This is a genomic window from Aeromonas sp. DNRA1 (genome assembly GCF_963888745.1).
Classification (GTDB): domain Bacteria; phylum Pseudomonadota; class Gammaproteobacteria; order Enterobacterales; family Aeromonadaceae; genus Aeromonas; species Aeromonas hydrophila.
On the sequence record NZ_CAWPKQ010000003.1, the window covers coordinates 559,094 to 585,096 of the forward strand.

Here is a 26,003-nt window from a genome sequence, read left to right on the forward strand (position 1 = left end):
GGTGTTGTGAAAGATGTCTACACAGCGCGATATTTGTATCTAGTGTCGGCTCTTATCCAGTCTGCCTAAACCAGGACCCATACAGTCGCAGTAGCAGGAATATGGATTGAGCCGCACTTCGCCAATGGCTGTGGTTATTCAATATGATGGGAGAGACTTGTTCTAAGTGCTAGTAGGTGGGTCGTGGCGCAGTAAAGGGACGGGTAATCGAGACGAGCTGACGGTGCCATGCCGCATCTAAAAAAAGAGCCACACAATGTGTGGCTCTTTTTGTCAGACTAGCGAGTCATCAAGGACGACCGGCCGGGCTGCTTGCAACGTTGACGGCAGCGGTACTGCCGCCATGGCGACCTGAGCTTGCCACTTCACTGCGCACCAGCGGCGCATGATCAACCGGCTCGCGTACCGGCAGGGCAGGGGCCGCAGCCGGTGTTGCCATCGGCGCAGAGGCCTTGCGGGCACCGGCCAGCAGGCCACCACCACGTTGGACTTGCTTGGCCACAGGGGCTGCTACGGCAGCGGCTACCGGAGCCTCGTCAGCAATGACAGGTTCAGCTTCAGCGACCGGAGCTGGCTGTTCAACCACCAGAGGGGCAACCTCGGCTACAACCACTGCCGGAGCCGCTTCTTCAACTGCTGGGGCAGCAGCTGCAGCTTCAACCACGGCAGTCTCGACGGCCGGTGCCTCAACAGCAACGACTTCCGCTGCGACCGGGGCCGCAACTTCTGCAACCACTGGCTCGTTGACAACCGCTACCTGGGCTTCTTCAGCAGCTACCGCTTCGGTTACCACTGGCTCTGCAGCCACGACCTCAGCCTGCTCGTGAGCTTCGGCCACAACGGCTTCTGGCACGACATGCTCGGTCAGCGCAGCAGAGGCCTGCAGGGCGGCGGCAACAGCTTCAGCACTGGGAATGGTGATGACAGGGACTGCCGGTTCTTCCACTTTCACCTGGGCGGCATCTGCCTGGGCAGCTGCTGTCAGGGTAGGGGCAGCGCCTTCGGCAGACTGCTCTTCATCTTCACGCTGGCTGCGGGCATCTTCATTGATGCGCTTGCGACGTTGGCCTTCGATACGCTGATTGCGCGGCGTACGACGGGAACGACGCTGGCCTTCGGCCTGCTCATCGTGCTGCTCTACTGCGTCGGAGGCCTCTTCGGCAACAACCGGAGCATCGGCGGGCAGGGCGGCAACGTCGCTGGCCTGGGCATCGACCCGGATCTGCTTGCGCAGTTGGCGGCGTTCGCGGCGCTCAGCCACTTTCTGCTCTTTTTCCAGACGCGGCTCGTCGTTGACCATGGTGGTATCGACGGTTTCTACCGCGTCAACGACCACTTCGGCGCGAGGTTCACGCGGAGCACGGGGTTCACGAGCCGGACGCGGGGCGCGGGGTTCACGTTCCTGACGCGGCTCACGAGCCTCGCGAGGTTCACGTTCCATGCGCTGTTCACGCACTTCGCCACGGGCTTCACGCTCCTGGCGCGGCTCACGCTCTTTGCGGGGACGACGGTTGCGGCTTTCGCCGCCTTCACGATTGGCACCCGCTTCCCGCTTCTCTGCGGCATCGGCAGGGCTGCGGTTACCACGGTTGTCATCACGACGACCACGCTGACCACGGCTGCGGGTTTCATCGCGTTGATGACGATGACCCTCATCTTTGCGTGCTTCGCGCTGGGCTGCCGGTTTGTCGGCAGGAGCCTTCACGTCGGCAGGGGCGGTGTCGGCACCGAACAAGCCGGAGATGGCCTTGAACAGTTTGCCAAACAGACCGGCTTCGGGCGCGGCCGGTGCAGCGGGAGCCACGACCGGGGCTGGCGCGGCGGGGGCCGGCTGGGGCGCCTGGACAAAACCTTGCAGCAGCGGTTGTTCGCGCTCGATCACCTGAGCCTGCTTCGGCTGGTAGACCGGCTTGGCAATCTCGGTTTTCAGCTCGTAGCTGGCCGCTTCAGGGATCTCGTTTTGACGGATGCGGGTTACTTCGTAGTGCGGGGTTTCCAGATGCTGGTTCGGAATGATGTAGACACGTACATCATTACGCTGTTCCAGGCTGGCGATGGAGGCACGCTTCTCGTTGAGCAGATAGGCGGCAACATCCACCGGCACTTGGCCGTGAACCTGCTCGGTGTTGTCCTTCATGGCCTCTTCTTCGATGAGACGCAGGATAGACAGAGCGAGGGATTCGTTGTCACGGATCACGCCTTGACCCTGGCAACGGGGGCAGATATGGCTGCTGGACTCGTTGAGGGAGGGACGCAGACGCTGGCGAGACATCTCCAGCAGACCGAAACGGGAGATCCGGCCCAGCTGGATGCGGGCACGGTCCTGATGCACCGCTTCACGCAGACGGTTTTCCACTTCGCGCTGATGACGAACCGGAGTCATGTCGATAAAGTCGATGACGATCAGGCCACCCAGGTCGCGCAGACGCAATTGACGGGCAATTTCGTCGGCCGCTTCCAGGTTGGTTTGCAGCGCAGTCTCTTCGATATCGCCGCCCTTGGTGGCGCGGGAGGAGTTGATATCGATGGAGGTCAGCGCTTCGGTCGGATCGATGACGATGCTGCCGCCAGAGGGCAGACGCACTTCACGCTGGAAGGCCGACTCGATCTGGCTCTCGATCTGGAAGTGGTTGAACAGGGCAACTTCACCCTTGTACAGCTTCACGCGATTGAGGAAATCGGGACGAACCAGCTCGATATGCGCCTTGGCACGCTCGAAGATGACCGGGTTGTCGATCAGGATCTCGCCGACATCGCGACGCAGATAGTCACGGATGGCACGCACGATGACGTTGCTTTCCTGATGGATAAGCACCGGCGCGGAGCGGCTCTGTGACGCCTTGTGGATGGAATCCCAGTGGTTGAGCAGAACGTTCAGATCCCATTCCAGCTCTTCCGGGGATTTGCCCACACCGGCGGTACGCACGATGAGGCCCATGCCGTCCGGCACGGTCAGGCCGCTCAGGGCTTCTTTCAGTTCAGTCCGTTCATCACCTTCGATACGGCGGGAGATACCACCGGCGCGAGGATTGTTCGGCATCAGTACCAGGTAGCTGCCGGCCAGACTGATAAAGGTGGTGAGGGCTGCACCCTTGGTGCCACGCTCTTCCTTGTCGATCTGGACGATCACTTCCTGGCCTTCGCGGACCACTTCTTTGATGTTGGGACGACCCTGATAGGAGTAACCGGAGGGGAAGTAATTGCGGGCGATTTCCTTTAACGGCAGGAAACCGTGGCGCTCGGCGCCATAGTCGACAAAAGCAGCTTCGAGACTGGGTTCTACGCGGGTGATTTTGCCCTTGTAAATGTTCGCTTTTTTCTGCTCGTGTCCCGGACTTTCAATATCCAGATCGTAGAGCTGTTGTCCGTCAACCAGCGCTACGCGCAACTCTTCTTCCTGAGTCGCGTTGATTAGCATTCTTTTCATTGAGTTCTCGTTATTTTGTCATTTTGATTTCCTCCACAGGATCCTGCCGGCGCCGGCCTCGGGTCTTCAGCATACTGGGGCAACCTCCCGGTTGGGGTATGCATGAGGCGCAAACTAAGGGCACTCTGGTCCAGCCTTCTCGAGAAGGCATGAAAAGGATACCGGTGTGGAGACAAATTAGCGGTTCTGTTTGCGTTCTCCATGCGCTGTACCTCGCACCCGGGAACCGTCATGTTCTTGTATACACGGTGTTTCGGGATTGGGTGGCATAAATTTTGGCCACTTAGTACAAGGCTTGAACACAATGACAAAACCTTGTTTATTATCCCATTTAAACCACTTTTATAGCAAGGCGCCATTTTTCAACAAAGCATGCAGCCAAGGGCCGCCGGCAGTGTTAAAATCCGCGCCATGACACAGATACATCAACAAGTGCAGCTGCTCACCATCGAAGCTGAGCATGAAGGGCAGCGCATCGACAATTTTCTCAAGACTCAGCTAAAGGGCGTCCCCAAGAGCCTGATCTATCGTATCCTTCGCAAAGGGGAAGTGCGCGTCAACAAAAAGCGCATCAAACCGGAATACAAACTCTGCACTGGCGACGAGGTACGGGTCCCCCCCGTGCGGGTTGCCGAAAAGAACGAACTGCCCTCGGCCAATCTTGGCAGCATCCAGCGTCTGGAGAGCCAGATCCTGTTTGAAGATGACGCCATGATCGTGCTGAACAAGCCGTCCGGCATGGCGGTACACGGCGGCAGCGGCTTGAGCTTTGGCGTGATTGAAGGGCTGCGGGCCCTGCGCCCGGAAGCCCGTTTCCTCGAACTGGTGCATCGGCTCGATCGCGACACCTCCGGCGTACTGCTGGTTGCCAAGAAGCGCAGCGCCCTGCGCAGCCTGCATGAGCAACTGCGGGTCAAGACCATGCGCAAGCAGTACCTGGCGCTGGTGCGTGGCCAGTGGCAGCCTCACGTCAAGGTGGTCAATGCACCGCTGCGCAAAAATGATCTGCAATCCGGCGAGCGGGTCGTGCGGGTCAGCAGCGATGGCAAGCCCTCCGAGACGCGTTTCCGGATTGCCCGTCAGTTTGCCGAGGCCACCCTGGTGGAGTGCAGCCCGATCACCGGTCGTACCCACCAGATCCGGGTGCATACCCAGCATGCGGGTCACCCCATCGCCTGTGATGACAAGTATGGAGAAGCCGCATTTGACGATAAAATGCGCAGTCAGGGGCTGAAACGACTGTTTTTGCATGCCTGGAAGCTGAGCTTCATCCATCCGGCCGATGGTCGCGAGATGCAGGTGGAAGCACCGCTGGCCCCCGAACTCGACGACTTCCTGAACAAGTTGGCACGCTGATGCAGACCATCCGGCTCGCCATCTTCGACTGGGACGGTACCCTGATGGACTCGGTGGGCCGGATTGTTGCCTGTGTGGCGCACGCGGCTGGCGACTGTGGTGAACCCGTGCCCACCGCCGTCGAGACGCACCAGATCATCGGTCTCAGTCTGGAGGTCGGTATCCCCCGGCTGTTTTCTCTGGAGCAGGGGAGTGAACGAGCCAACGCCCTGATCGCCCGCTATCGCCACCATTACGTCCATGACAGCACACCCAGCCCGTTGTTTGCCGGGGCGAGGGAACTGTTGCAGCATTGGCATGAACAAGGGGTGGCCTTGGCGGTCGCCACCGGCAAGTCACGGCGTGGATTGGACAGGGTACTGGATGACACCGGGTTGCGGCCGCTCTTTGCCGCCACGCGCGGGGCGGACGAGGCCAACTCCAAGCCCGATCCCCTGATGCTGACGCAAATTCTGGATGAGCTGGGCATTGCCCCGCACCAGGCGGTGATGATCGGCGATTCCATCCACGACATGGCGATGGCCGAGGCGCTGGCCATGCCGCGGATCGGGGTGAGCTGGGGTGTGCACGACCGTACCCGCTTGCTGGCCCACCACCCGTTAGCGGTGGTCGATACCATGGCGCAGCTCCAGCGGTTGCTGAGTTAGCCTTGTGATATGCCTGATGAGTAAATGAAAAACGGGAGCCTTGGCTCCCGTTTTTCATGGCTGGCATACCGCTCCCATCAGGGCAGGGCGATATCGTGGCGGGCCAGCAGCTCGATCAGGCCGATCAACGGCAGGCCGATCAGCGCATTGGGATCGCGCCCTTCCAGGGCCTTGAACAGCACGATCCCCATGCCTTCACACTTGAAGCTGCCGGCACAGTCGAGGGGCTGTTCAGCCGCTACATAGCGGCGGATGGCCGCCTCATCCAGCTGGCGAAAGTGAACGGTGAAGGGTTCTATCAGCTGTTCGGCGCGGCCAGACGCGGCGTCCAGCACGCACAAGCCGGTATAAAAGGTGACACTGCGCCCCCGGGCCGCCATCAGCTGGGCCACCGCTTGCTCGACCGTTCCCGGCTTGCCCAGGATCCGGCCATCACAGACGCACACCTGATCCGAGCCGATGATCAGCCCCTGATCATGCCGGTCGGCGATGGCACGGGCCTTGGCATGGGCAAGGCGAGCCACCAGCGTTTGCGCATCCTCACCAGGCTGCACAGATTCATCAACATTCGGCGCGGCGCACTCAAAGGGGAGGCCCAGCTTTTCCAGCAGGGCTTTGCGGTAACGGGAGGTGGAGGCGAGGATCAGGGGACGCGACATGGCAATCAGGTATCCAGGTTCAGAAACGGGCAGGCGTGGATGGTATCGCCACCGTGCGGCGAGGGCAAATATCGCCGCCATTCTCTTTTCCAGCATGTCGAGATTGGAAAACACCGCTATCGGCTTATTCATCCGGCCTGACGTTATAGTGCCCCGTCGATGCTACCCATTCGCTGAGGAGTCACCATGGGCCGTTACATGCTCTGCTGTTTTTTGATGATCACGCTCTACCCGGTAGGGATCGATCTCTATCTTGTGGCGTTGCCCAACATCGGCGCCAGCCTTCAGGCCAGCGAGGCTCAGCTGCACACCGCGTTTTCCCTCTATCTGCTCGGCATGGCCGCGACCGTCCCGCTGGCTGGCCTGCTGGCAGATCGTCACGGCCGCAAGCCGGTGATCCTGAGTGGGGCCGGCTTGTTTATGCTGGCGTCGCTACTGGCCGGCAGCGCCAACGACACTGCGCAGTTTCTGCTGGCGCGGGTGGGTCAGGGGGCAGGGGCCGGCGCGCTCTACATCATGACCTTCACCGTGCTGCGAGACGTGTTGCCACCGGTTCGGCTGGCGGCCGTGCTGTCGGCCATCAATGGGGTCATCTGCGTGATCCCCGTGCTGGCGCCGCTGCTCGGTTATTTCATCCTGACCGGCTTCCCATGGCCTGCCATCTTTCAGGCCATGGCGCTGCTCGGCGGCGTGGTGCTGCTGATCAACCTGCTGGGGCTGAAAGAGAGCCTGCCGCTGCCCCCTGAGCCATTCTCGCGTGCGTCAGCATCCCGCTTTGCCTTCTTGCAAGTGCCGCAGTTCCTCTGGATGTGTGGGTTGAGCAGTGCCGGCATGACCTGCATTCTGACCTACGTCAGCACTTCGCCGATGATCCTGATGACCCAGAGGGGGCTGGCAACCGCAGAGTATGCTCGCATCATGATGATCATGGCGATGATCAGCATGATCACCTCCTTCTTCGCCCCCTTGTTGCTGCGTCGACTGCACAAGCACAGCCAGCTCGCACTGGCCCACGGTGGGTTGGGGTTGGCGCTGCTGCTGATCCTGGCCTCTCGTTTTGATGGCTTCTGGAGCCTTTGGCTGCTGCTGGCGGGCTTTGCCTTCACCTGCATCGGTTTTTCCGCGAGCTTCGGCATCGCCATGGGCGAGGCGCTGGCCAGTTGCCGTCACCAGATAGCGCTAGCCAGCGCCACCCTCTGTCTTGCCCAGATAACCGTGAGCGCCGGCTATATCTGGCTGATGGGGTGGCTTGGCTTTGCACCCAGCACGCTGCTTGCCTGTGCCCTGCTCGGTGCCGTGTTACTCTATCTGCTCTTTCGCGCCCTGGGGCCGGTCTTCGACAGCGCCGCCCACGGTGCCCCGGTCATGGAGAATCCCTGAGCATGCGTCCCTTGATCGACCTCGATCTCAATTTGTTGGTGGTATTTCGGCTGTTGCTGCAAGAGCGCAGTGTCACCAAGGCTGCCAAGAAACTCAATGTCACGGCGCCTACCGTCAGCAAGGCGCTGGCGCGGCTGCGCGACTGGTTCGACGACCCGCTGTTCCTTCGCACTCAGCGGGGGTTGGAACCCACCAATCTGTCGCTCACCCTAGAGGAAGAGCTCAAGGAGTGGTTCCAGCTATCGGGCAACATCGCCTCTCTCTGCGGCAGTGCCATTCCGGCGGGGGCCGCCTTCAGGCTGGTGCTGGAGTCGCCCTTTTACATCAGCTTTCTCAATGATCTACCCATGGTGATTTATGAAACCTATCGTAAATCGACCATCCGGATCATGAACTGGGACCATCACTCCCTCAATGACATCATCAATGGCGATGCCGATCTCGGCTTCTGTGCGAGGGAAACCCACCCCAGCTCGCTGGCCAGGGTCAATCGGCTGCCCTATTACATCGATCACGAGGTGTTGTTCGAAGACAGGCCCATGGTGTTTTTGCGCAAGGATCACCCGCTACTGGCCCGCACCTGGAACCTCGACAACTTCCTCGCCTACCCCCATGTCAGCGTGGTGTGGGAGGCGAGCGATGCCTGGGCGCTCGACAGCCTGCTGGACGATGAGGGGCTCAGCCGGCAGGTGCCGATCCGGGTCTCCAGCTTCGAGCAGGCGCTGCATATCGCAGCCCAGTCTGCCCACGAACTGATCGCGGTGGTGCCCTCCTATTGCGCCAGTTATGCCCGCCAGCACCACGACAATCTGATCTCCTTGCCGCTGCCGCTGGATGAAGCCCTCTACCGGCAACTCGACATCGCTTTCATCCTGCTCTGGCACAAGCGCAACAACCACAACACCAAGGTGCTGTGGCTGCGCGACGAGATCAAACGGCTCTACCACCAGCATATCGGGGCCGCTGGCGCGGGTTAACCCTGACCTCTACCTTCGCAGGGCCAGAAAAACGGCTATAAGCATAGGAATGGGCAAGGCGGGGTCATGGATGATGAGAGTCGGGATATGGCTGTTATGGTTGCTCTGCGTGCCGGCCTGGGCACAGGGCTGGCACCTGCAGGCGGGGGAGGCGGGCATACTGCTGTGGAGCCGGGCTCATCCCCCTGGCGCATTTCAGGCTTTGCGCCTGGAGATGAAGGTGGCCGCTCCGCCGTCGGCGCTGCTGGCCGTGCTGCGTGATACCGCCCGCCATCAGGAGTGGCTGCCCCAGAGCCTGGAGGTAAGGGTGCTGGCCAAGCCGGCACCCGATGAAGATCTGGTCTATACCCGGCTCTCTGCGCCCTGGCCGGTGCAGGAGCGGGAGCTTATCACCCACTCCCGCCTGCAACGTCAACCCAATTGCGGCCTGGTGCTGACGGTATGGGCCGCCCCTGATGCTCTGCCGCCTTATCCCGGTCGGGTGCGGATCCGCACCAGTGAAGGACGCTGGGAGGCGGTGCCGCAACTCAACGGCACCACCCTGATACGCCTCGAAACTTATACCAACCCGGGTGACAACCTGCCTGGCTGGCTTATCAACCCCATCGCCGCTCAGGCCGCGCTGGACAGTTTTCGAGCCATCCGTCGCCTGATGGAGGCCATCCCGCCCGAATCTTGCCCTTGCGCCCATATGCGGCAGGGACGCCAGGTCGGGCCGTGCGACAGCCATCCATGAACCCCGTTGGGGCAGGGGAGTGGTTGATTCACCTGCGCTGTGAAATTCTGCTGTCAAGGAGTGAGCCGGATCCCTACCGTTAGCGCAAATGCGGCCAGGATCCGGTGTCGGATCCGTTGGTTTATGGCATAATCAGCCACCGGTGAGCGCAAGTTCCGCCATGTGCGGGGGTTGTGAGGTTAAAATCATCGGCGGTAAGGACTTTTTCCTTTGACTATCAGTTGTTGGACCTATAATATTCGCGCCCTATGCAAAAGGTGAAGTTGCCCGTAAAGGTTGATCCAGTCCGTAGTGCCTCGAAGCTGCTCGATTATGTCGGGATAGTGGAAAAGTCGCAGATGCCCAGGCTGGAGGAATCAACCGCAGGCTTGCAGAGTGATATCGATGTATCGCTGCACTTTGGCAAAGATGTCCAGAAGTTGACCGTTATGAAAGGCACTGCCCATGCCAAGGTTGACCTGGTTTGCCAGCGTTGTGGAGAAACATTCGAGCATCTCTGTGAAGCTGAATTTATCTACACTCCGCTGTTCGAGAGAACAAACGAGGAAGAACTGCCGGAAGCTTATGAGCCCATTGAGTTGGACGAAAACGGCGAGATGGATCTTCATCAAATCCTGGAGGATGAACTCATCCTCTCGTTGCCGCAGGTGGCCATGCATCCCATGGATGCTTGCCCGCGCGGTAACATGGAGATGACCTGGGGTGAAATCGAACCTGCTGATGAGCGGCCGAATCCCTTTGCAGTTCTTGAAGAGCTTAAACGTAAGTGAATTTAGGAGTTAGCCTACAATGGCCGTACAACAGAACCGTAAAACCCGTGCCAAGCGTGGCATGCGTCGTTCCCACGATGCGCTGACCACCGCTGCCCTGACTGTTGATCAGACCAGTGGCGAAATCCATCGTCGTCACCACGTGACTGCCGATGGTTTCTACCGCGGTAAAAAGGTAATCGCTTAAGGATTGCCTTTGTCTACGCAAACTGTCGCGCTAGACATCATGGGGGGAGATATTGGCCCCTCGGAAACAGTGCCTGCCGCCGTGCAGGCACTGTCTCTTTTACCCCAGTTAAAACTGATCCTGGTTGGTGACCAACACCAGACCACCCCTCTTTTGCAGCAACATGGCTTGCTGAATCATCCCCGCGTTCGTTTCGTACATGCATCCCAGGTGGTTGGCATGGGCGACAAACCGATCGTGGCGCTGCGCACCCTGAAAGACTCCTCCATGCGGGTCGTCCTCAATCTGGTGAAGGCCGGTGAGGCCGATGCCTGCGTCAGCGCCGGCAATACCGGTGCGCTGATGGCCATGGCCAAGTGCGTGCTCAAATCCCTGCCCGGGGTCGACCGACCCGCTCTCATCAAAGCGTTGCCCACCCTTTCCGGCAAACGGACCGTGATGCTGGATCTTGGCGCCAACGTCAGTTGTGATGCCGACACCCTGCTGCAATTTGCGGTGATGGGCGCTGTGGTGGCTGAAAAAGTTGAGGGCATTGCCACTCCCAGGGTGGCCCTGCTCAACGTGGGGGAGGAGGAGATCAAGGGCAACGATCTGGTGCGCCACAGTGCCGAGTTGCTGCGCCAGTGCCAGGCGCTCAACTTCGTCGGTTTTGTCGAAGGGGACCGGATCTTCAGCGGCGAGTGCGACGTGATCGTCTGCGACGGTTTTGTCGGCAACGTGGCCCTCAAGACGGCGGAAGGGGTCGTGCGGATGATGGCCCAACTGGCCGGATATCCCCGCAAAAAACGCAGTTTTCTTGGCCGTATCGCCGGATTTATGTTCAAACGGCGTTTTTCTTACCTGAACCCCGACCAGTATAACGGTGCAAGTCTGTTAGGATTGCGCGGCATTGTGGTAAAAAGCCACGGGCGGGCCGAACGGCGTGCCCTGTGTAACGCGATCCTGCTGGCCGCGCAAGAGGCCAAGCATCAACTTCCATTGCAAATAGCAGATCGCCTTGAATCTGTCTTTTCCGACAGGGATCTATAAGAACTCTATGCATAGCAAAATTTTGGGTACTGGCAGTTATCTGCCGAACTCGGTACGTACCAATGCCGATCTCGAACAGATGGTGGAAACCAGCGACGAGTGGATTGTGGAGCGTACCGGGATCCGTGAACGTCGCATTGCCGGTGCCGATGAAACCGTCGCCACCCTGTCTCACCAGGCCGCTCTGCGCGCCCTGGACGCAGCGGGCCTGACCGCAGCCGATCTCGATATGATAGTGCTGGCCACCACCAGTGCCGAGAACGCCTTCCCGGCCGCCGCCTGTGAATTGCAGGGCCTGCTCGGGGTGCAAGGGATCCCGGCCTTTGACGTGGCCGCCGCCTGCGCTGGCTTTACCTACGCGCTCTCCATCGCCGATCAGTTCGTCAAATCCGGTGCCGCCCGTCACGTACTGGTGGTCGGGGCCGATGTGCTGTCGCGCATGTGCGATCCACAAGATCGCAGCACCATCATCATTTTTGGTGACGGGGCAGGGGCCGTGGTGATCGGTGCCAGCGAAACACCAGGTATTCTCTCCACCCATCTGCATGCGGATGGCCGTTACGGCGATCTGCTCAAGCTGCCGCAGCCGCGCCGCGGCATGCCAGGGGCCGAGCTTGAAGCCTACATGTACATGAAGGGCAACGATGTGTTCAAGGTAGCGGTCACCCGTTTGAGCGAGGTCGTCACCGAGACCCTGGCCGCCGCCGGCATCGCGCCGAGCGAGCTGGACTGGCTGGTGCCTCATCAGGCCAACTTCCGCATCATCAGCGCCACCGCCAAGAAGCTTGGCATGGGGCTGGACAAGGTAGTGCTGACCCTCGACAAGCACGGCAACACCTCTGCCGCCTCCGTGCCCATCGCCTTCGATGAAGGGGTGCGTGACGGCCGGATCAAACCGGGCCAGCTGGTATTGCTGGAAGCCTTCGGCGGTGGTTTTGCCTGGGGCTCGGCGCTGGTTCGCCTCTGATCGTGGTCGGGATGAGCAATCTGGCTCATCCTGCCGCTCTCATTTTTGTCTTATCTAAAGGAATCAATGATGACCCAATTTGCCATTGCCTTCCCGGGACAGGGCTCCCAAACCGTCGGCATGCTGGCCGAGCTGGCCGAACAACATGCCGTGATCAAGGAGACCTTCGCCGAGGCGAGCCAGGTGCTGGGTTATGACCTGTTTGCCCTGGTGATGGATGGCCCGGCCGACGATCTGAACAAGACCTGGCGCACCCAGCCCGCCTTGCTGACAGCCTCTGTCGCGCTGTGGCGCCTGTGGCAACAGCAGGGTGGGGCAACCCCCGCCGTGATGGCTGGCCACAGCCTGGGTGAGTACTCCGCCCTGGTGTGCAGCGGTGCACTGGCCTTTGCCGATGCGGTCAAACTGGTCGAGCTGCGTGGTCTGGCCATGCAGGAAGCCGTGCCGGAAGGCACTGGTGCCATGGCCGCCATCATCGGGCTGGACAATGAGGCCATCGCCGCCAACTGCGAAAAAGCCGCACAAGGACAAGTGGTCTCCCCGGTCAACTTCAACTCTCCGGGCCAGGTGGTCATCGCCGGCCACAAAGAGGCCGTCGAGCGTGCCAACGTGCTGATGAAAGAGTCCGGCGCCAAGCGTGCGCTGCCGTTGCCGGTCTCCGTGCCTTCTCACTGCGCTCTGATGAAACCTGCCGCAGAAAAATTGGCAGCTGCGCTGGACGGGATCGAGATCAAGGTTCCTGCCATCGCTGTCATCAATAATGTCGACGTATCCTGTGAACAGGATCCGGCCGCCATCAAACAGGCTCTGGTGCGTCAGCTGTTCAGCCCGGTTCGTTGGACCGAGACTGTCGAGCGGATGGCCAATGAGGGGGTTACCCTCGAGATCGAGATGGGACCGGGCAAGGTATTGACCGGGCTCGCCAAGCGCATCGACAAGCGCGTGGAAGGTATTCATGCCAACGACGCCGCCTCTTTCGAGCAGGCGCTGGCCCAGATCAAGTAAACAGGAGCAAGTAATGAGCTTTACCGATAAGGTTGTGTTGGTGACCGGTGCCAGTCGTGGCATCGGCCGTGCAATTGCCGAAACTTTTGCGGCCCGTGGCGCCAAAGTAGTCGGCACGGCGACCAGCGAGAGCGGCGCCGAGGCGATCAGCGCCTATCTGGGTGAACAGGGTTGCGGCATGGCACTGAACGTGACCAGCCAGGAATCCATCGAAGCCGTCTTCGCCGCCATCAAGGCGCGTTTTGGCGACATCGACATCCTGATCAACAACGCCGGCATCACCCGTGACAACCTGCTGATGCGGATGAAGGATGATGAGTGGAACGAGATCATCGACACCAACCTCACCTCCCTGTATCGACTGAGCAAACCGGTGCTGCGCGCCATGATGAAGAAGCGTAATGGGCGCATCATCAGCATCGGCTCCGTGGTGGGAATCATGGGCAACGCCGGTCAGGTCAACTATGCTGCCGCCAAGGCGGGCTTGGTTGGTTTCACCAAGTCGCTGGCTCGTGAAGTGGCCTCCCGCGGCATTACCGTGAACGCGGTTGCCCCCGGTTTCATCGAGACCGATATGACCAAGGCGCTCAATGAAGAGCAGCGTGCCGGCATCATGAGCCAGGTGCCTGCCGCTCGTCTGGGCGACCCGAAAGAAATTGCCGCTGCTGTGGTATTCTTGGCATCGGATGATGCCGCCTACATCACTGGCGAAACCCTGCATGTTAATGGCGGGATGTACATGGTGTAATCAATTTGTCGTGAGATCTGTTCAAATTTGCGATAGTACGCCGAAGTTTGGCGAATTTCGTGGTTTGACCAGCGGCAAGCCACTTGCAAACTCACGTCAATTGAATAAACTACCCCAACCAGACGCAATAGCGTATTTTTAAAGGAAAATTCAGGTCATGAGCAACATCGAAGAACGCGTAAAGAAAATCATCATCGAACAACTGGGTGTTAAAGAAGAAGACGTTAAGAACGCTGCCTCCTTCGTCGACGACCTGGGCGCTGACTCTTTGGATACCGTTGAACTGGTAATGGCGCTGGAAGAAGAATTCGATACCGAAATTCCTGATGAAGAAGCCGAGAAGATCACCACTGTTCAAGCGGCTATCGACTACATCACCGCTAATCAGGAATAAGTTCCTGTTCTGAAAGAAGCGGCCCAAGGGCCGCTTCTTTTATGTTTACCCCTTTTCAAAACACCTCTCGGAGACTACCTCAGTGTCAAAACGCAGAGTCGTGGTGACCGGCTTGGGGATGCTTTCCCCGGTAGGCAACACTGCCGAATCCAGCTGGCAAGCCCTGCTCAACGGGCAGAGCGGCATTTCTCCCATCGAACACTTTGATGCCAGCGAGTTTGCGACCCGTTTCGCAGGCCAGGTCAAGGATTTCGATCCCGAGCAGTACGGTATCAACCGCAAAGAAGCTCGCAAGATGGATCTCTTCATTCAGTACGGTATCGCCGCAGGCATACAGGCGCTGGATGATGCCGGTCTCGTCATCAACGAGGCAAATGCCGAGCGTGTCGGTGTGGCGATCGGTTCCGGTATCGGCGGTCTGGGCCTGATTGAACAGAACCACAGCAGCCTGGTCAATGGCGGCCCCCGCAAGCTGAGCCCCTTCTTCGTACCGTCCACCATCATCAATATGGTGTCCGGTCATCTCTCCATCATGAAGGGTCTGCAAGGGCCGAACATCGCCGTGACCACCGCCTGCACCACAGGTACCCATGCCATCGGCATGGCCGGCCGGATGATCGCCTACGGCGATGCGGACGTGATGGTGGCCGGCGGCGCCGAGAAAGCCTCCACCCCGATGGGGATGGGCGGTTTTGCGGCGGCCAAGGCGCTCTCCAACCGCAACGACGAGCCCACCAAGGCCAGCCGTCCGTGGGATAAAGATCGCGACGGTTTCGTGCTGGGTGATGGCGCCGGGGTGCTGGTGCTGGAAGAGTACGAACACGCCAAGGCCCGCGGCGCCAAGATCTACGCCGAGCTGGTCGGTTTTGGCATGAGTGGCGATGCCTACCACATGACGGCGCCTCCCGCTGATGGCAACGGTGGCGCTCGCGCCATGCAAAATGCCATCAAGGATGCCGGCATCGCCCCCGAGCAGGTGGGTTATATCAACGCCCACGGCACTTCCACCCCCCTGGGTGACGTGGCCGAACTGCGCGGCATGAAAGCGGTGTTTGGCGAGCATGCCAAATCCCTGATGATCAGCTCCACCAAGTCAATGACCGGTCACCTGCTGGGTGCCGCCGGCGCCATCGAGGCGATCATCACGGTACTGGCGCTGCGCGATCAGATGGCGCCGCCCACCATCAACCTGGACAACCCGGATGATGAGTGCGATCTGGACCTGGTGCCTCATGTTGCCAAGGCTGGCGACTTCGAATATGCCCTCTCCAATTCCTTCGGTTTTGGTGGCACCAATGGCTCACTGATCTTCAAACGCGTATAATTCGCCCTGGGCGGATAGTATGGGCCCGATACGACAGTATCGGGCCTTTTTTATCGGAGGGATCCTTTTGCTGATCAATGGAATACCGACAGACAGCGTTTCCGCCATGGATCGTGGCCTGGCTTATGGCGATGGCCATTTCACCACCTTGCTGGTCAAGGATGGTCGACCCGTCTGGTGGCCGGCTCACCTGGCACGGCTGCAGCAAGCGAGCGCCAGACTCGGCCTTGCCGAGCTGGACTGGCAACGCCTTGGTGATGAGGTCGCCGGGATGGCTCGCGACCAGACGCTGGCGGTGATCAAGGTGATGCTGACCCGAGGCTGTGGTGGCCGGGGGTATGATGGCACTGCCTGCCATGCGCCGACCCGGATCCTGTCGCTGGCCGCTTACCCGGCTCACTACCCGGAGTGGCAGCAGACCGGCATTCCCCTGCTGGTATGCCAGCAACGATTGGGCGATGCCCCCATGTTGGCGGGCCTCAAGACCCTCAACCGGCTGGAGCAGGTGCTGCTGAAAAGCGAACTTGCGGCGCGTTCGGGAGTCGAAGGTATAGTCTTGAACAGCCGGGGATTTCTGGTAGAAGGGGTCAGTGCCAATCTGTTTTGGCGCCGTGGCAGAACGGTATTCACGCCGGATCTTACCCACTGCGGCATAGACGGCATCATGCGGCGCCATGTGATGGCGATGCTAAAACAGATGAGCATTGAACTGCGTGTCGTGGAGGCTCCGCTGGAGTCACTGTGGCAGGCCGAAGAGGTATGGCTGACCAATACCCTGATGGGCATAGTGCCGGTGACCGGCATCGGGGAGACCCAATATGCCAGTCCGGTATTGATCCGCCGCTTACAGGAGCGTTTGGTCATTGAAGTTTAATCGGCTTTACACCCTGCTCGCGGGCGCGGCGCTGACAGTTGCCGTGGCCGGGGGCTATGTACATTACAAATGGCAGCAGGTGGAGACGCTCACCAACAAGGGGCCGACCCGCCTCTTTACCGTCGAGAAGGGGGCCCATGCGGCGCGCCTGATTGCCGAGCTGGGGGAGGGGGAAACCAGCCCCTGGGCGGTGCGGCTCTGGCTGCGCGGTCACCCCGAGCTGGTTGCCATCAAATCCGGCACCTATGAGATCAAGGAAGGGGCTCCCCTCAAGGAGACCCTCTCCCTGTTTGCCTCTGGAAAGGAGTTTCACTTCAGCCTTACCTTCGTCGAAGGATCCCGATTCGAGGATTGGTTGAAGCAACTGGCCAGCGCCCCTTATCTGGAGCGGTTGACGGTGGAGCAGAGCGAAGCGGATCTGGCCCAGGAGCTTGGCATCGACAACGGCAAGCTGGAGGGATGGTTCCTGCCGGAAACCTACGCCTATACCACTCATGCCAGCGATATTTCCATCCTGCGTCGCGCCTATCAGGACATGCGAGCCTTCCTGCAGCAGAGTTGGGACAAGCGCCAGGCCAATCTGCCTTACAAGACCCCTTACGAGGCGCTGATCATGGCCTCTATCATCGAAAAAGAGACGGGGATGCCGGAAGAGCGCGCTCAGATTGCCTCGGTATTCGTCAATCGCCTGCGCCTTGGCATGAAGCTGCAGACCGATCCCACCGTCATCTACGGGGTGAAGGACAGGTATGATGGCAACATCCGCCGCAGCGACCTGACCGACGTGAACCCCTACAACACCTATGTGATCGACGGCTTGCCGCCTACGCCCATCGCCATGCCGGGCAAGGCTTCCATCGAGGCGGCGCTCAACCCCAAATCGACCGACTACCTCTATTTTGTCGCCAAAGGGGGCGGTGCCCACTACTTCTCCAAGACCCTCGATGAGCACAATCGGGCGGTCCGCGAATACATATTGAAGAAACCCTAATGTCTAAATTTATCGTGATTGAAGGACTGGAAGGAGCAGGGAAGAGCTCCGCGGTGCGTTATGTGACCGACTATCTGCATGGCCACGGCGTGGCTCGGCTCGAGTGTACCCGTGAGCCGGGCGGTACCCCGCTGGCCGAGCGGATGCGGGCCATCGTCAAGGAGGTGCACGACGAGCGCCTCACCATCGAAGCCGAACTGCTGCTGATGTACGCCTCCCGGGTCCAGCTGGTCGAGACCCGTATCAAGCCGGCCCTGGCTGACGGCATCTGGGTGGTAGGCGATCGCCACGATCTCTCGTCCCAGGCCTATCAGGGCGGTGGCCGCGGCATCGATGCCAACCTTATCGGTGCCATTAAACGGGCCGTGCTCGGCGACTTCAAACCGGATCTGACGCTCTATCTCGACATCGATCCCGCCATCGGCCTGCAACGGGCTCGCCACCGCGGTGAGCTGGACCGGATCGAGCTCGAGCAACTCAGCTTCTTCGAGCGTACCCGCCAGCGCTATCTGGAATTGGCTGCCGCCGATGAGTCAATCAAGGTGATCGATGCCGGCCAAGCGCCGGAGCAGGTCAAGGCGGCCATCGAGGCAGCACTGGCCCACTACCTGAAAGATGAGCCCTCATGTATCCCTGGTTGATCCCGGACTGGCATGCCTTGAGCCAGACCGCCGCGGCCGGTCGACTCGGTCACGCTTGGTTGCTGCTCGGCGATCCCGGTCTTGGCAAGGAGCTGCTTGCGGAACAATTGGCGCGCTTGCACCTCTGCCATCGGCCCGGCCGGGGTGAGCCCTGCGGTCAATGTCACTCCTGCCAGCTGTTTGAGAAGGGCCATCATCCGGATCTGGGCACCCTGATGACGGAGAGCAAGACCATCGGGGTCGAGGCCATTCGCGAGATCTGTTCACGCCTGCAGAATTCGGCCCAGCTTGGCCGCGGCAAGGTGGTGATCATCCCGGATGCGGAACGCATGACGGAGTCGGCCGCCAACGCCCTGCTCAAAACACTGGAAGAGCCCGCCGGCGACAGCTTGCTGCTGCTGATCGCCTCTCAGGTTTCCCGTCTGCTGCCGACCATTCTCAGTCGCTGCCACAAACATGTCTGCCAGTTGCCCGCCGAAGGTGAGACGGTACGCTGGCTGGCCGAGCAGGGTCATCAGGCCACGCTGGCCCAGGTACGGATCTGCCAGGGAGCGCCGCTGCGGGTACTGCGCTATATCGAAGAGCAGCAAGACAGTGCCCGCCGGGATCTGCTGGAGAGTTTTCTCGCGCTGGCACAGACGCCAACCCGAGCCAATCACGTGTGCGGTCTGCTGGCGACCGATACCCAGGTCAGGCTGCACTGGTTGCAGCTGTTCTTGTGCGATGCTCTCAAGACGCAGGCCGGTTGTGGTCATCATCAGCTGGCGATGCCGGATCTGACGGCGCTCAGCCAGCAACTTGCCGAGCTTCATTCCAGCGAGAAGCTGCTGGAGGCAGAGCAACAGCTGGTGGAACTGAAGATGGCCTGCCAGCCGGGACAGCTCTCCAATCCCACCATCCATCTGATGAACTGGCTGACTCGCTGGTTATAAATCTCGCTACAAAGGTTTTATATGTTACTCGTTGATTCCCATTGTCATCTCGATCGCCTGAGTTATGGCAGCAAGCAGACCAATATGGCCGATGTGCTGGCCAAGGCCGCCGAACAGGATGTGGGATATTTTCTGTGCGTGAGCGTCACCCAGGCACAGTTCCCGACCATGCTGGAAGCGATCGCCCCTTATCCTCAGGTGTTTGCCTCCTGTGGCGTGCACCCTCTCAACCAGGAACCTGGCGTCGATGCCGCCTTGTTACTGACTCAGGCGGCAGATGAACGGGTGGTGGCCATCGGTGAGACCGGGCTCGACTACTTCTATTCGCCGGAGAACAAGGAAGTACAGCAGGCTTCTTTCCGCGAGCATATCCGGGTGGCCCGCGCCCTGAACAAGCCCCTCATCATTCACACTCGTGATGCCCAGCAGGATACCCTGCAAATCATGCGCGAAGAGGGGGCCGAGCAGGTCGGCGGGGTGTTGCACTGCTTCACCGAGTCGCTCGAGATGGCGGAGGCGGCCATGGCGATGGGTTTTTATATCTCCATCTCCGGCATTGCCACTTTCAAGAATGCGGCTGCTCTTCAGACGGTGGTCAAGGCGCTGCCACTGGAGCGACTGCTGGTTGAAACCGACTCACCTTATCTGGCACCGGTTCCGCACCGGGGCAGGGAGAACGAGCCGGCCTTTGTGCGCGACGTGGCCCAGTTCATCGCGGATCTGCGGCAAATACCGCTGGCCGAATTGGCGCAAGCGACCAGTCACAACTTCTTCGAGTTGTTCAAGTTGGCAAAGCGATAAAACAAACAACGCCCCGCATAGCGGGGCGTTTTACTATGACAATCGACACTATCATGACCCACCCAAAAGCGATCACGGCAGGTCGTTATCTCTCACTTGGTGTGGTGGATGCTGATGAGATCAAATCACCAACCTCTGATAAACGAAGCTGGGTTCAGAGGGTATTTGAGGAATAAATGAGGGGGCTGAAATGGGTAAAAAGGACTCTTCATAAGTATCGATAATATTCATTATCGATACTTGATAGATCTTCAAGATCCTGTAAGATGCAACGAAACTCCGTATTAAATCATAGAGTTAAGTGAACTACCCAGATATCCAGGCTCAAACTCAACAGGCTTTGCAGAGTGTCTTCGATCCTCAACTGAACAGCCGGGCCAGACGCTTCTTGCGCAGCGCCAAAGCCGATTCCACCCTCAATGCCTATCAGGCCGATACCCGCATCTTCGTGTTCTGGTGTCAGCTGCATGGGCTCGATCCGTTGCAGACCACCCATCATCACATCATGAACTTCCTGGCAGATCAGGCTGACGGCATCCTGGCGGACTGGATCTGGCTGGACAAAGAAGAGGGGAAGGGGGAACTGCGCAACGGCGAACCCCGCAAACCGGCCACCCTGGTAAGACGGCTCGCCGGCATTCGTTATGCCTTCAAGCAGAAGGGGATCCACCCCATGCCGACCGAGCACGCAGAGATAAAGGAGATGATGCGGGGCATAGTGCGGCTCGGTGACAACCGCAAACGCAAAACGGGAGCGCTGACCCTGAAACCACTGGCCTGTGTGCTCGATGAGATCGACACCGGCAATCTGGCGGGGCTGCGGGATTACACCCTGTTGTTACTGATGTTCAGCGGCGCCTTGCGACGCTCGGAAGCCGCAAGAATTGAGGTGGATGACCTCGACTTTGTGGGGCAGGGGATCCGCCTTCGGCTCAAGCCAAGCAAGCATCAGCTACATGAAACGGAGATCGCCTTGGTGCCCGGCAAACAATATTGTCCGGTGTCGGCACTGGCGCGTTGGCTCAAACAGAGCAGGATCAGCGAGGGAGCCCTGTTTCGCCGGATGAATCGCTGGGGTCAGCTCATGCAGGAGCCGCTAGGTCCGCAGGGTATCAATCTGATGATCAAGCGGCGCACCGGTCAGGCCATTGACGATCTCCAGGTCAGCGGCCACAGTCTGCGCCGCGGCTTCATCACCTCGGCAGTCACTGCCGGTAAACCGATGAACAAGATCATTGAGGTCACCCGTCACAAGGACATCCGCACCTTGCAAGAGTATTTCGACGATGCCCACAAGTTCTCGGATCACGCCCTGGATGGTTTGCTGTAATATAACCGCGTCACTCATATTTTTATGTTAAATGATATCTTGTTGATCCAATGATATATTTGCAACGCACTGAACTAACCCCATCAAGAGGGGGAGAGTCAGGCTCCTCACGTTGGCCAGCGAATGGTGAAGAATTGGTGAGAGATAACAGGTGATAAGAATCAAAATTGCAAGGTGATATGAGCCAGGAAATGAAAGTGAGCAGTGCGCAAGACAACGCCGAGCGCCAGCGCCAGCACGTGAAACGCAAACAGGAAACTCACAGCCGATTGCAATGCTGGATCAGCAATCGCCACGCCGAACGGTTGGCCATGCTGGGATTGCAGCTCGAAGACAGCCAGGCCTCTCTCATCGAGCAGGCCATCGATCTGTTCTATCAACATGAGCTTGAACAGAAACAAGCTGCGCCGCATGTCGAAGTACCAGAGCCGGCAGAGGAGCTCGAGTAAACGTACCGGCGGCATGATGTTTCATTGCTACATGCGAACGGCGAACATAAAAAAAGCCAGGTACGAATTCCTTGTACCTGGCATAGGGGAATTGGCTCCTTGCAGAGCCGTGCGCTAACTGGTGTTCGGATAGCCTTAAGCTTAGACAAAGCTCAAGGCTTTTCAAGATCCACGCAAAAGTTCAACCGGAGTGTGGGTTTTCCAGCTCCAACAACACTCGTTACACAAACAGGTTGTTGTCGCGCACCAACTCGCGGGGCAGGGCATTCTTGACCCGGCTGCCCACCCATTTCCCCATGCCCAGGGTATGACCCTGATAGCGGACGATTACCTCGCCAGTGCCAGCCACTTGCTCCGGCCACACATCCCGCCCCATCATGAACTCCCGCGCATCAGCAATGCCGAGCTCGACGAATCCCTTGCTCGCACCGTCGCCATAGGCCAGTGCCCACTCATGGGTCAGTCGATAACCCTTCTTGAAGGTCTCCGCCAGTTTCAGCCCGATGCGATCGAAACGCAGTTTGCCCTGTACCTGTTCGAACCGCTGGGGGAAGAGCCAGATCTCCTCGCTGCGGCCAAACAGATTTCCCTGCGGCACGACCCCGAAAGTGGCTTCTATCTCGCGCAGCATGGGCTCCGACTCTTTGGCCGGCAGCGGCGAGAAGGGAAATTTGCCGAGCTTGCCCGGTTTGAACATGGTGTTGGGCACGGAGTGATGCTTGCGCAATCTGGCAACGAAAAAGCCTTCACTGTCGAAGATTTGGGGCCAAACGTGCAGGTATCCTTCCGGCGTGCAGGCCTGCTCTGCAGCGGGGAAGAGATCGGCCAGCGAGTCAAAGCTGAACGCATCGCCGAACTTCTCCAGCAGTGACTGACAGACTGCCTGGTTCTCCTGCAGGCTCAAGGTGCAGGTGGAGTAGACCAGCACGCCGCCCGGTTTGAGGGCATGAAAGGCACTCTCCAGCAACCCCTGCTGCACCGCTGCGATCTCGTCGATGCTCTCGATGCTCCAGTTGCGCAAGGCATCTTCATCCTTGCGCACCGTGCCCTCGCCGGAGCAGGGGGCGTCGAGCAGGATGGCATCGAAGGTTTCTGGCAACCACTGGCCGAAGACCTTGGCATCAAAATGGGTCATGCCTACGTTGGTCACGCCGCAGCGCTGCAGATTGGCGCTGAGCACCTTGAGCCGGCTGCTGGAGTACTCGTTGGCAACCAGCATGCCCTGGTTGTTCATCAAGGCCGCGATCTGGGTGGTCTTGGAGCCGGGGGCCGCCGCCGCGTCCAGCAGCATGCCATCGCGCCGGGTCTGCTCGCAGGCAAACAGGGCGGTGACCGGCAGCATGGAGCTCGCCTCCTGAATGTAGAAGAGCCCGCTCAAATGCTCGGCAGTGTTGCCAAGAGGCACGCTCTCGTCTTCACGGCTCAGCCAGAAGCCGGTGTCGCACCAGGGCACGGGATCGAGCTGCCAACCGAGCGGCTGCATCCGCGCTACAAACGCCGCCACCGATATCTTCAGGGTGTTGACCCGGATGCTGCGCCGCAGCGGTCGTCGACAACTGGCCACGAACTCATCCATGGAGAGGTGCGCCGGCATGATGGCCGCGATATGGCGCAAGAAGTGATCGGGAAGATAGGTGTTGTCGTGCACGGTGCAGTCTCGTTGACCGAAAAAGAGGGGCGACATCTTATCACAAGGGTAGGAATATTCTGAAAGCGTGGCGAGTAAAAACAAGCCCGGCACAGTGCCGGGCTTAAGTGAGCTTGGGTGAGGGGAGAGATCAGGGCTGGATGCGGGGGCTCCACTCCTGCCACTCTTTCTCAGCTTTGGCATACAGCGGGTAGCTATGACCGGCCTTGACGGTCGGCCCCATCTCTTTCTCCGGAGTGTTGAAGGCGATGCCGCCCGCCAGCAGGCTCTGCACCGTCTCCACCTCGATGGTGCCGCCGGTCAGGCCGATATCTGCCTTGACCCCGGATACGTTCCAGAAGCGGGAGTTGGCCCGCACCAGATGGGCGTACTCCTGCTCCACGTTGACGTCGATCAGCACCTCGCTGCCATCGCGGGCCAGCGCCACCTTGGTCACGCTGCCCACCACCATCTTGCGAAACAGTAATGGGCTGCCGACGCTCAAACCGTTGACCGACGCGCTCTTGAGGGTGAGCGCCAGGCCTGCCGGGCTGCTTTGGCTGAGGGGGAAGCGCTCCTTGCCTGCACCCTGACCGGGCTGCGCCTCCACAAAGGCACCCTTGATCAGGGTATCTAGGTGGGCCACGCCGCCCAGCCCCAGCTTGGCCTGCACCAGGGTAAAGCGGGCACCAGACTGCAGAAAGCGCGCGGCATACTGGCCATCCAGCTCGGCCTTGAAGATCACCTGGCCCAGGGTCGGCTCCAGCTCAATCTGTTCAATCTTGCCGATGTCGACCCCGCGGTAGCGGATCGGGCTGCCGACCCCGAGTCCCGGGTTGCTGTCGGCCACCAGGGAGAGGGTCCGTACCTTGGCCTTGGCCTGCTCCTTGCTGTCAAACAGCTGGTGACTGCTGCGGCCCGTGCCGAGCCGATCGAATTCGATGGCACCGCGCAGCAGGGTGGCGAGATTCCCCACCTTGACCTGCACGCCATCCACCCGCACCCGGGTATCCAGCGCCGGCTTTTTCCAGAATTGCGGCTGCTGCTCCAGCAGGGGGGCATAGACACCGGCGATCTCGAGTTCGATCTCCACCCCCTCCTTGGCGGCGCGCAACGCGTTGACCTTGCCGGCCTCGAGCCCCAAATAGAGCACGGGGGAGCCGATGCCGATACCGTCAGCCTGCTCCGCCTTCAACACCCAGCGCCGGGGCTTGGCATCCCGGGTGCCGAGCAGGGCCAGCTCCTGGCTGGGATAGAGCCGGTTGACCCGCTCGCCGGCGGGGGCCTGCACCAGCTTGATACCGCCGCCAATCCAGGCGCTGGCCGGGCTGGTTTCCACCTTGATGCCGCTCAAGTCGGCATCGATCTGCAGCGGCGCCGCCCGATAGAAACGGGCCCGGTTCAGCAGATGCTGATACTGGCTTTGCACGACCAGGGCCACGCTGGCATTGCCGCCGCCATCCAGTGTGAGCTGGCTGATCTGACCCACCTGCAAGCCCTTGTACCAAAGCGGCGCCCCCTCGTTGAGGCCCGCCAGATCGTCGGCCTGCAGCACCAGCTTGATGCCACCCGGTTCCTCTTTGCTGCTCAGGGTCATGGCCTTCACCCGCTCGCCCGCCACATAGTCGAGGCGAATGGCCGGGCCCGCCAGCAGGCGATCCGCATGCTTGATGCCACCGGCGCCGAGGGAGACGCTCTCCCACACCAGGCGGCTGTTGCCGGTGATCCGAAACGCCTGCTCCGGGTTGATCAGCGCGGTCACCACCCGGCCCTTGTCGGTGAGGCGAATGGGGTCGATGCGGCCAATCTCGATACCTTCGAACAGGATCGGCATCCCCTCCTTGATGGGCAGATCCCCCGCAAAAATGTCGATCCGCTCGCCGCGGGCCGCCTCGGCCAAGCCTTTGTAGAGGGTAAAGACCTGGCCTTTTTCCGGCTCTGGGGAATCCTTGGGAGAGTCGAAGGCGATGCCGCCGCTCAGGATGGAGGTGAGGCTGCCGGCCTCCACATTGACCCCGGCCAGGCTGAAGGAGCCCTTGATGCCGCTGATGTTCCAGAAGCGGGTGTCGGCCTTGATGAGGTGCTCAAAACGCGGCTCGATCACCAGATCCAGGATCACGTTCTGGTTCTCTTCGCCAAGGCGGGTATTGATGACGCTGCCCACCTCGATGCCGCGAAAATAGAGTTTGGCGCCGATGCCGACCGAGCCGAGCGAATCGGCAGTCAGGTGCAGCATTCGTCCCTGGGCCTGATAACCGGGGGGAGGGCCGTCCAGCGCGTCGAACTCCTCCTGCAGCGGGTTGTTGTCTCGCCCGGGCTGCAGGTTGATGTAGTTGCCGGAGACCAGGGTATCGAGGCCGGAGATCTCGGTGAGCGACGCCTTGGGGCTCACCAGCCAGAAGTCCGAGCCTTTGCGGATGAGCGGGCGAGCCCGGCTGTCAATCTTGGCCAGCACGGCTATCTTGCGGCCATCCTCGGCCAGCTCCAGCTCCTGCACCACCCCGATGGCGACCCCCTGATAGCGCACCTGGGTCTTGCCCGGCAGGATACCGTTGCCCTGGGCGAAGTTGATGCGGATCAGCTGGCCACTGCTGGCAAACTGCTGGTAGATGAAGCCTCCCGCCAGCAACAGGGCGATAAAGGGCAGCAACCAGACGGGTGACAACCAGCGACGCTTCTCAATGACGGGTTCAGCCCCGATCATACCGACTCCTTAATTGGCTCAGATAAAGACAAACAGTTTCAGGCATAT

At 60.0% G+C, this 26,003-nt stretch carries 24 protein-coding genes; 20 read left to right on the forward strand and 4 right to left on the reverse strand.

The genetic code is table 11. From position 1 onward, the window contains the following. Positions 1-289: 289 nt before the first annotated feature. Positions 290-3,427 carry a ribonuclease E gene (rne, locus tag AACQ43_RS12455; protein ID WP_168967473.1) on the reverse strand — a complete coding sequence of 1,046 codons (3,138 nt, stop codon included), beginning with the start codon at positions 3,425-3,427 and terminating at the stop codon, positions 290-292. A gap of 411 nt (positions 3,428-3,838) precedes the next feature. On the opposite strand from rne, the gene rluC reads away from it, so the two are divergent. Together rluC and AACQ43_RS12465 are read left to right on the forward strand one after the other, a co-directional pair. Further along, entirely contained in the window at positions 3,839-4,783 is a 945-nt protein-coding gene (rluC, locus tag AACQ43_RS12460; protein ID WP_201356046.1) for a 23S rRNA pseudouridine(955/2504/2580) synthase RluC, read from the forward strand. Next, positions 4,783-5,430 carry an HAD family hydrolase gene (locus tag AACQ43_RS12465; RefSeq protein WP_168967474.1) on the forward strand — a complete coding sequence of 216 codons (648 nt, stop codon included), beginning with the start codon at positions 4,783-4,785 and terminating at the stop codon, positions 5,428-5,430. Before rluC ends, AACQ43_RS12465 begins: the two co-directional genes overlap by 1 nt. A gap of 77 nt (positions 5,431-5,507) precedes the next feature. Here AACQ43_RS12465 and AACQ43_RS12470 read toward each other — a convergent pair whose 3' ends face one another. After that, complete coding sequence (locus tag AACQ43_RS12470) at positions 5,508-6,089, reverse strand: Maf family protein (RefSeq protein ID WP_168967475.1); 582 nt, start codon at positions 6,087-6,089, stop codon at positions 5,508-5,510. A 186-nt stretch (positions 6,090-6,275) separates the two neighbouring features. Here AACQ43_RS12470 and AACQ43_RS12475 point away from each other — a divergent pair, with 186 nt between their 5' ends. From AACQ43_RS12475 to AACQ43_RS12560, 18 genes are all read left to right on the forward strand, one after another. Further along, positions 6,276-7,469 carry an MdtL family multidrug efflux MFS transporter gene (locus AACQ43_RS12475; protein ID WP_168967476.1) on the forward strand — a complete coding sequence of 398 codons (1,194 nt, stop codon included), beginning with the start codon at positions 6,276-6,278 and terminating at the stop codon, positions 7,467-7,469. Positions 7,470-7,471: 2 nt separating this feature from the next. Further along, a complete protein-coding gene (yidZ, locus tag AACQ43_RS12480) occupies positions 7,472-8,446 on the forward strand; it encodes an HTH-type transcriptional regulator YidZ (protein ID WP_168967477.1) in 975 nt (324 codons plus the stop codon). A gap of 70 nt (positions 8,447-8,516) precedes the next feature. Further along, positions 8,517-9,182, forward strand: a complete 666-nt coding sequence (locus AACQ43_RS12485) for an START domain-containing protein (RefSeq protein ID WP_168967478.1) — start codon at positions 8,517-8,519, stop codon at positions 9,180-9,182. Positions 9,183-9,430: 248 nt separating this feature from the next. Continuing rightward, a complete protein-coding gene (yceD, locus tag AACQ43_RS12490; protein WP_011706102.1) occupies positions 9,431-9,952 on the forward strand; it encodes a 23S rRNA accumulation protein YceD in 522 nt (173 codons plus the stop codon). A 19-nt stretch (positions 9,953-9,971) separates the two neighbouring features. After that, positions 9,972-10,139 (forward strand): 50S ribosomal protein L32, encoded by a 168-nt coding sequence (gene rpmF / locus AACQ43_RS12495; protein WP_005300935.1) that lies wholly within the window; start codon positions 9,972-9,974, stop codon positions 10,137-10,139. A 9-nt stretch (positions 10,140-10,148) separates the two neighbouring features. Further along, on the forward strand, positions 10,149-11,168 hold the full coding sequence (plsX, locus tag AACQ43_RS12500) for a phosphate acyltransferase PlsX (protein ID WP_029303012.1): 1,020 nt from the start codon (positions 10,149-10,151) through the stop codon (positions 11,166-11,168). A gap of 7 nt (positions 11,169-11,175) precedes the next feature. After that, complete coding sequence (locus AACQ43_RS12505; protein ID WP_168967479.1) at positions 11,176-12,135, forward strand: beta-ketoacyl-ACP synthase III; 960 nt, start codon at positions 11,176-11,178, stop codon at positions 12,133-12,135. A gap of 69 nt (positions 12,136-12,204) precedes the next feature. After that, positions 12,205-13,140, forward strand: coding sequence for an ACP S-malonyltransferase (fabD, locus tag AACQ43_RS12510; protein ID WP_168967480.1), 936 nt, complete (start codon positions 12,205-12,207; stop codon positions 13,138-13,140). A gap of 13 nt (positions 13,141-13,153) precedes the next feature. Next, positions 13,154-13,888 carry a 3-oxoacyl-ACP reductase FabG gene (gene fabG, locus AACQ43_RS12515; protein ID WP_168967481.1) on the forward strand — a complete coding sequence of 245 codons (735 nt, stop codon included), beginning with the start codon at positions 13,154-13,156 and terminating at the stop codon, positions 13,886-13,888. Between the two features lie 157 nt (positions 13,889-14,045). Continuing rightward, the gene (gene acpP, locus AACQ43_RS12520) at positions 14,046-14,282 is read left to right on the forward strand and encodes an acyl carrier protein (protein ID WP_005300909.1); all 237 of its coding nucleotides are present in this window, start codon (positions 14,046-14,048) and stop codon (positions 14,280-14,282) included. Positions 14,283-14,364: 82 nt separating this feature from the next. Beyond that, entirely contained in the window at positions 14,365-15,606 is a 1,242-nt protein-coding gene (gene fabF, locus AACQ43_RS12525; protein ID WP_011706107.1) for a beta-ketoacyl-ACP synthase II, read from the forward strand. Positions 15,607-15,625: 19 nt separating this feature from the next. Next, positions 15,626-16,480: an aminodeoxychorismate lyase gene (pabC, locus tag AACQ43_RS12530; RefSeq protein ID WP_168967482.1), complete on the forward strand. Its 855-nt coding sequence runs from the start codon at positions 15,626-15,628 to the stop codon at positions 16,478-16,480. Continuing rightward, the gene (gene mltG / locus AACQ43_RS12535; protein ID WP_168967483.1) at positions 16,470-17,471 is read left to right on the forward strand and encodes an endolytic transglycosylase MltG; all 1,002 of its coding nucleotides are present in this window, start codon (positions 16,470-16,472) and stop codon (positions 17,469-17,471) included. The genes pabC and mltG overlap by 11 nt, the downstream gene beginning before the upstream one ends. Further along, positions 17,471-18,112, forward strand: coding sequence for a dTMP kinase (gene tmk, locus AACQ43_RS12540; protein ID WP_168967484.1), 642 nt, complete (start codon positions 17,471-17,473; stop codon positions 18,110-18,112). The genes mltG and tmk overlap by 1 nt, the downstream gene beginning before the upstream one ends. Further along, positions 18,097-19,044: a DNA polymerase III subunit delta' gene (holB, locus tag AACQ43_RS12545; RefSeq protein ID WP_168967485.1), complete on the forward strand. Its 948-nt coding sequence runs from the start codon at positions 18,097-18,099 to the stop codon at positions 19,042-19,044. The genes tmk and holB overlap by 16 nt, the downstream gene beginning before the upstream one ends. 21 nt (positions 19,045-19,065) lie before the next feature. Then, entirely contained in the window at positions 19,066-19,845 is a 780-nt protein-coding gene (locus AACQ43_RS12550; protein WP_168967486.1) for a TatD family hydrolase, read from the forward strand. A 388-nt stretch (positions 19,846-20,233) separates the two neighbouring features. Beyond that, a complete protein-coding gene (locus AACQ43_RS12555) occupies positions 20,234-21,175 on the forward strand; it encodes a site-specific integrase (RefSeq protein WP_248280998.1) in 942 nt (313 codons plus the stop codon). Positions 21,176-21,354: 179 nt separating this feature from the next. Beyond that, entirely contained in the window at positions 21,355-21,624 is a 270-nt protein-coding gene (locus AACQ43_RS12560) for a RepB family protein (protein ID WP_168967487.1), read from the forward strand. 220 nt (positions 21,625-21,844) lie between these two features. Here the strand turns inward: AACQ43_RS12560 and rsmF are convergent, their stop codons facing one another. Continuing rightward, positions 21,845-23,272: a 16S rRNA (cytosine(1407)-C(5))-methyltransferase RsmF gene (gene rsmF, locus AACQ43_RS12565; RefSeq protein ID WP_168967488.1), complete on the reverse strand. Its 1,428-nt coding sequence runs from the start codon at positions 23,270-23,272 to the stop codon at positions 21,845-21,847. A 130-nt stretch (positions 23,273-23,402) separates the two neighbouring features. Further along, positions 23,403-25,955, reverse strand: coding sequence for an MlaD family protein (locus tag AACQ43_RS12570; RefSeq protein WP_168967489.1), 2,553 nt, complete (start codon positions 25,953-25,955; stop codon positions 23,403-23,405). Positions 25,956-26,003: the final 48 nt, after the last annotated feature.

What these genes read in the sequence shown, in the direction of transcription:
- tmk (WP_168967484.1), top strand. Translation starts at nt 17,471, where the DNA reads ATGTCTAAATTTATCGTGATTGAAGGACTGGAAGGAGCAGGGAAGAGC.
- AACQ43_RS12470 (WP_168967475.1), bottom strand. Translation starts at nt 6,089, where the DNA reads ATGTCGCGTCCCCTGATCCTCGCCTCCACCTCCCGTTACCGCAAAGCC.
- holB (WP_168967485.1), top strand. Translation starts at nt 18,097, where the DNA reads ATGTATCCCTGGTTGATCCCGGACTGGCATGCCTTGAGCCAGACCGCC.
- fabD (WP_168967480.1), top strand. Translation starts at nt 12,205, where the DNA reads ATGACCCAATTTGCCATTGCCTTCCCGGGACAGGGCTCCCAAACCGTC.
- AACQ43_RS12560 (WP_168967487.1), top strand. Translation starts at nt 21,355, where the DNA reads ATGAGCCAGGAAATGAAAGTGAGCAGTGCGCAAGACAACGCCGAGCGC.
- AACQ43_RS12485 (WP_168967478.1), top strand. Translation starts at nt 8,517, where the DNA reads ATGATGAGAGTCGGGATATGGCTGTTATGGTTGCTCTGCGTGCCGGCC.
- rluC (WP_201356046.1), top strand. Translation starts at nt 3,839, where the DNA reads ATGACACAGATACATCAACAAGTGCAGCTGCTCACCATCGAAGCTGAG.
- acpP (WP_005300909.1), top strand. Translation starts at nt 14,046, where the DNA reads ATGAGCAACATCGAAGAACGCGTAAAGAAAATCATCATCGAACAACTG.
- yidZ (WP_168967477.1), top strand. Translation starts at nt 7,472, where the DNA reads ATGCGTCCCTTGATCGACCTCGATCTCAATTTGTTGGTGGTATTTCGG.
- AACQ43_RS12475 (WP_168967476.1), top strand. Translation starts at nt 6,276, where the DNA reads ATGGGCCGTTACATGCTCTGCTGTTTTTTGATGATCACGCTCTACCCG.
- AACQ43_RS12465 (WP_168967474.1), top strand. Translation starts at nt 4,783, where the DNA reads ATGCAGACCATCCGGCTCGCCATCTTCGACTGGGACGGTACCCTGATG.
- rne (WP_168967473.1), bottom strand. Translation starts at nt 3,427, where the DNA reads ATGAAAAGAATGCTAATCAACGCGACTCAGGAAGAAGAGTTGCGCGTA.
- AACQ43_RS12550 (WP_168967486.1), top strand. Translation starts at nt 19,066, where the DNA reads ATGTTACTCGTTGATTCCCATTGTCATCTCGATCGCCTGAGTTATGGC.
- AACQ43_RS12505 (WP_168967479.1), top strand. Translation starts at nt 11,176, where the DNA reads ATGCATAGCAAAATTTTGGGTACTGGCAGTTATCTGCCGAACTCGGTA.
- AACQ43_RS12570 (WP_168967489.1), bottom strand. Translation starts at nt 25,955, where the DNA reads ATGATCGGGGCTGAACCCGTCATTGAGAAGCGTCGCTGGTTGTCACCC.
- yceD (WP_011706102.1), top strand. Translation starts at nt 9,431, where the DNA reads ATGCAAAAGGTGAAGTTGCCCGTAAAGGTTGATCCAGTCCGTAGTGCC.
- fabG (WP_168967481.1), top strand. Translation starts at nt 13,154, where the DNA reads ATGAGCTTTACCGATAAGGTTGTGTTGGTGACCGGTGCCAGTCGTGGC.
- pabC (WP_168967482.1), top strand. Translation starts at nt 15,626, where the DNA reads ATGGGCCCGATACGACAGTATCGGGCCTTTTTTATCGGAGGGATCCTT.
- rpmF (WP_005300935.1), top strand. Translation starts at nt 9,972, where the DNA reads ATGGCCGTACAACAGAACCGTAAAACCCGTGCCAAGCGTGGCATGCGT.